General features: G+C 57.6%; 6 protein-coding genes and 1 pseudogene. 4 read left to right on the top strand and 3 right to left on the bottom strand.

Translation table 11 applies throughout. The features are described from left to right. Positions 1-75: 75 nt before the first annotated feature. Positions 76-318 (top strand): annotated as a pseudogene (locus tag AC52Q4_RS10435) (phytanoyl-CoA dioxygenase family protein); the annotation flags it as partial. A 385-nt stretch (positions 319-703) separates the two neighbouring features. On the opposite strand, the gene AC52Q4_RS10430 reads toward AC52Q4_RS10435, so the two are convergent. Then, on the bottom strand, positions 704-1,027 hold the full coding sequence (locus tag AC52Q4_RS10430; RefSeq protein ID WP_495536735.1) for an H-NS histone family protein: 324 nt from the start codon (positions 1,025-1,027) through the stop codon (positions 704-706). A gap of 734 nt (positions 1,028-1,761) precedes the next feature. Beyond that, the gene (locus AC52Q4_RS10425) at positions 1,762-1,959 is read right to left on the bottom strand and encodes a hypothetical protein (protein WP_495536734.1); all 198 of its coding nucleotides are present in this window, start codon (positions 1,957-1,959) and stop codon (positions 1,762-1,764) included. 309 nt (positions 1,960-2,268) lie between these two features. On the opposite strand from AC52Q4_RS10425, the gene AC52Q4_RS10420 reads away from it, so the two are divergent. The 3 genes from AC52Q4_RS10420 (at position 2,269) to AC52Q4_RS10410 (ending at position 3,711) form a co-directional block, all read left to right on the top strand. After that, positions 2,269-2,442 (top strand): hypothetical protein, encoded by a 174-nt coding sequence (locus AC52Q4_RS10420; protein WP_495536733.1) that lies wholly within the window; start codon positions 2,269-2,271, stop codon positions 2,440-2,442. A gap of 341 nt (positions 2,443-2,783) precedes the next feature. Continuing rightward, positions 2,784-3,149, top strand: a complete 366-nt coding sequence (locus AC52Q4_RS10415; protein WP_495536732.1) for a DUF6164 family protein — start codon at positions 2,784-2,786, stop codon at positions 3,147-3,149. A 169-nt stretch (positions 3,150-3,318) separates the two neighbouring features. Continuing rightward, the gene (locus AC52Q4_RS10410) at positions 3,319-3,711 is read left to right on the top strand and encodes a DoxX family protein (RefSeq protein WP_495536731.1); all 393 of its coding nucleotides are present in this window, start codon (positions 3,319-3,321) and stop codon (positions 3,709-3,711) included. Positions 3,712-3,740: 29 nt separating this feature from the next. On the opposite strand, the gene AC52Q4_RS10405 is transcribed toward AC52Q4_RS10410, so the two are convergent. Further along, positions 3,741-4,647, bottom strand: a 907-nt coding sequence (locus AC52Q4_RS10405; protein WP_495536730.1) for an AI-2E family transporter, incomplete at its 5' end; no start/stop codon positions are given.

Below are 4,647 nucleotides of genomic sequence, written 5' to 3'. Positions count from 1 at the left end.
AATGACAAGTTTTGATTTCAGGGCAGTGGATTCTATTGGCACTCGGAGTTCGAAACCTGGCACGCCGAGCATGGAATGCCGCGCATGCGTGCCGTCAGCGCCTCGCTGCTGTTGACCGACAACAACGAGTTCAACGGGCCGCAGATGCTCATCCCCGGCTCCCACCAGCCTTTCGTTCCCTGCGTCGGTAAAACACCCCAGGACACCTGGAAGACTTCATTGAAAAGCCAGCGCGTCGGCATACCCGATCGGCAGTCGCTGGAGCGCTTGGTTAACCAGGGCGGCATACAGGCCCCCAAAGGGCCGCCAGGATCGTTGCTTCTGTTCGAATGCAATACGCTGCACGCCTCGAACAAAAACCTTTCACCCTGGCTACGGGCGAACCTCTTCTTCGTTCTACAACAGCGTAGACAACCGCTTGGGAGATCCGAATTGCGGCAATGCGCCCCGGCCCGAATTTCTTGCGGCCCGTGGTCATTGCGCCCCCTTGGAAATGTTCGACGGGAATTCCGGTTTGGCCTCGAGCCTCAATCGGGATTGAGTGTGCGGCTGCCTACGGCAGCCGCGCGCCGTCGAGATCGATCGCGGCTAGACGAGCTCGGCAAGCGTGTAGAGGCATCCATGCTCTCGTCAGCGGTCCACTGCAGCCTACCCAAACACTATGAAATATCCTGCTGGTTGTCCGCTCGCCCGAAGCGCTCTATTATGCGGCGCTCAAATCGTCGATTGAACATCCGGCCGCTTCCCATTCCTTCACCCATTTCGGTTTCCGTCCCCGACCCGTCCAGGTTTTACTCGGATCCCGCGGGTGGCGGAACTTATCCTGGGATTTTCCTTGCGAACGCCCCTTGGACACAGTTACTCCACCTACCAGCTCATTCAAGCTGAAACCGTATCTGGCGGCGACCTCCTTGAGCTCTTCTCGCGCCTGCCTTTCTTCTTGCTTGCGTCGCGACGTAATTTCTTTATCGATCTCCCTCTTGAGCCTCTCCAAGTCCTTAACGGTATATTTCGACAGATTCATCATGTTTTCAGCTCAACTTGTTCGACGAATTTGACCTACTCAAATACAGTATATAGATGGCCTGCTTGCCGCTCAATTCCCCCCTCGCGTTTTGTGGATCAATTAACGCTGTAGCCGACATCTGAGCTGAGCTTGCCCACCCGATATCGGGAGAGGCGTTGCGTTTTGCGCTGACTGCTTCATTCCCTGGCAGCCGCTGATTCTTGTGCAGTTCTTGGATCAACCCTGACCGGCGGGAGGTGATGTGATCGCGGATTATACGCTTGCACTTGGAAGTGAGTGCGAGAAGCGGCACGTTCGACAGGCCGTGGGGTAACGATGGCGAAGAAAACCCCTGCCTGCAGAGAATAGCGCCCCCTTGTCGTACAAATCCTTTTTCTGAATTGACAATGAGCTCAACGCAAAGCCCTTGGCGGATATCAGCATAAACAGCGCAGTATCCAAGGATAAACTAATGCCGGCCCACGCGCCATTCCTCTCGGCAGCCATACCCGGCTGTGCGAAGACAACGGTTTCTATGTGCCCCGCGATGCGCGGGGAAATGGCACGGAGAACGTCGATGCTCTCCCGCGCCACTCGCCTCCGCGAATAATCGCCGCGTTGCTCATTGGCAGCAAGGCATCGTGATTCAACAGGAATATCCCGACCGATCCGACTGCCGTTTTGTCTTTTACGGCACCACCCCCGCGCCGCTTCGGATCCGGGCCCGTCACTCAAGCGCGGGGGTTGGCCGGCCTTTAATGCAATTGAAGCTTTCTTACCTCTTCGGCGCTCGTGCCTTTTTGCAGGCAAACAATGTAGTCGTGAAGATGCTTACCAAGGATTTGGGCGGGAGACCACTCTTGAGGGTCTTGCGGCACACTTTCGTGCGTATCGATGCTGATATCTATATCGTTTCCCGGTTGGTCCGTGATGGTCACGTATATGGTCGCCATAACGAAGCTCCGTGTGTTTCGTTTGAGCCATGTAGGGTTTCTATCCCGCACGGCTTCCTGCTTGCTCAAGGCAAAGACCCACCCCGATGGCGCGTGTCATTGAATCGACTCTGACGCTTGCTCGACTCTCTTACGCCAGTCGGCGTCGGATCTGGCCACAACCGGCGAGGCCGCCGAGTGCCCTCGACACGCACCAGTGTCGAACGATCAACGTGGCAATGGCGCAAGGGTCGACGGCGCTCCGTTGGCCGCGCGGCGAGCGAGAGCCAGGCGCGCCTCGCTCGGCCGGCGGGTCACGGCGCGACACTAATGGGCTTTGAACTGGTGGCGGATCGGCTCGATTGCCGCTACGATCCCGAATGGACCGAGTGCATGGATAGCCGCGCAGCGCTTCGCATTCGTGCGGGGCGCGAAAAAGAGCGTGCCGATGCAGATCGAGTTACCGAAGAAAAGCCAGACCAATACGAAAAGGACGGCATTTAACATACGAAATCCCTCTCTTCGGGCGGCCAGTCTGTGCTGCGTCTGAAATCATCGCCGCGTTCGAGCGCGATGATCTCCTTCTCCTTGCGGGGCCGCGCATAGCGCCTCAGCGCCTAATATTTGGATTTAAACGCCTTCCCTAGCGGACAGGCGCACCGTTGACTTATTCAATTAGACTGCCGATATAACGCGCTTACTCCCGAATCACGGTAGCCGATATCGCGGAGTTACCGGGACATACGGCGCGAGGGCAAGGGCAGAAGTGAGGTAAATCCGAATGCTGAAGGCGGACATGTTCGTTTTCACCGTCCCGACCACCAACCGCTGCGAGAGAAGCCATTATGTCCACTGTTCTGCTGAATCTACGCGGCGTGCCCGAAGACGAGGCGCAAGAGGTTCGAGAGCTCTTGAGCGCGAATGACATCGCGTTTTACGAGACACCCCCCGGCCGATGGGGTATATCGATGGGCGCCATCTGGCTCAAAGACGAACGCCAAGCGGCGAATGCGCAGCGCCTCATGGGCCGCTACCAACGAGAACGCCGCCGGCGCGTACGCGCCGAGCACGCGCGGCGAAGGCGACAAGGAAACGCAAAAACGCTAATCAGCACCATTCGCAGCGAGCCGTTGAGGATGCTGTTGTACGTTGCTATCGTTGCGGTCATTCTTTATTTCTCTATCCAACCATTTTTTGCTCTCGGAAATTGACAGGCGAGATGCCCGCGCAATGCTCACGACGTATTCGCACGGGTCAAGGCTTACAAACGAGGATTTCTTGCGCGGCCTGGAAGGTTTTCGATGACAAGCACATCCGCGCCCGATCGCGGCTATCATGTGAGAATGGATAAATCGGCATAACAATAGAAGGAGTTCCGACATGGACCATGTCATGACCGATACCGGAAAGTTGATACTGCGGGTGGCACTTGGGCTGCTCGTGCTCTTGCACGGTATAAATAAACTGCTGCACGGAATCGGCGGAATCGAAGGCATGGTAGTGAATGCCGGCTTGCCGGGCACGCTGGCTTATGGTGTTTTTCTCGGCGAGATCGTCGGCCCCATTCTGCTGGTGATCGGCTGGTATGCGCGCATTGGCGCTCTGCTGATCACGATCAACATGATTTTCGCGTTTGCGCTGGCTCACATGGGCGATTTATTTCAATTGAACGCGCATGGCGGTTGGCTGCTCGAACTCGACGGCATGTACCTTTTCACCGCGATCGCACTCGCACTCATTGGACCGGGACGTTTCAGCCTCAACGGTCGATGAGCCGAATCCCACCGTTGATCGACCCTCCCTCAGCGCCGCGAGGCAGCGATGCCGCGTGGTTTGCGCCTGAGCAAGGGCGCATCGCCCAATACGGGCGTGCCCGTGTCACCGAGGAGATCCTCGATGTAGAGCATCTGAACGATGACGGTGGCTGCGACAGTGAGGGGCACCGCCAGCACGATGCCCAGCATCCCGAAGAGCACCCCGCTGATCACTTGCGCACTGATCAAAAAAGCGGGCGGGAGTGACACGGTACGTTCCTGGATGAGCGGCGTAATGAAATAGCTTTCCAGAAGCTGGACGCCGACATAGAGAATAATGACGTAGACGACCATCGACACGCTCATGGTCAAGGCCACCAGCAGTGCGGGTATCAAGGACAGGATCGGGCCGATATAGGGCACAAAAACCAACAACCCGGTGATGAAGCCCAGTGATACCGCCACCGGCATACTGATGGCCCAGAGCCCCGATCCCGTCAGGATTCCGACGATGATCATCGAAGATAGCCGGCCGACGAGCCAGTGACGCAGAGCCGCAACGATCGCGCTGATGACTTGGTCGGCTCGCGGGCGCCCGCCGGGGGGAATCAAACGTCTTGCCGCCGCGATATAGACGAATGGATCAAGCGCCAGATACAGACCCACGAAAACGATGATCAACAAGCTCGTGAGCGCGCCCGCTGCGGTAGAAAACAGCCCGAAAAGCCGCGGCATGAGGTCGTGGTTCAGCGCGAAGAAGCGCTCTGGTGCAGGCAGCCTCTGGACGAGCGCGCTCACCCACTGGATCTCCTGCAGCCGGGCATTGACCTGTGCGATATCCTGCGGCAGGCGCTCTGCCAGAAGCGCGAGCTGATTGGCCAGAGGTTTGCCCAAAAACCAGAGACTCAGGCCGATCACCGTCGTTATGGCCAGAATCGCGATCGCGACCGCCCAA

Source organism: Nitrococcus sp., from assembly GCF_059432795.1.
Note: the sequence above shows the minus strand (reverse complement) of the source record. Positions and strands in the feature narration are given on the sequence as shown.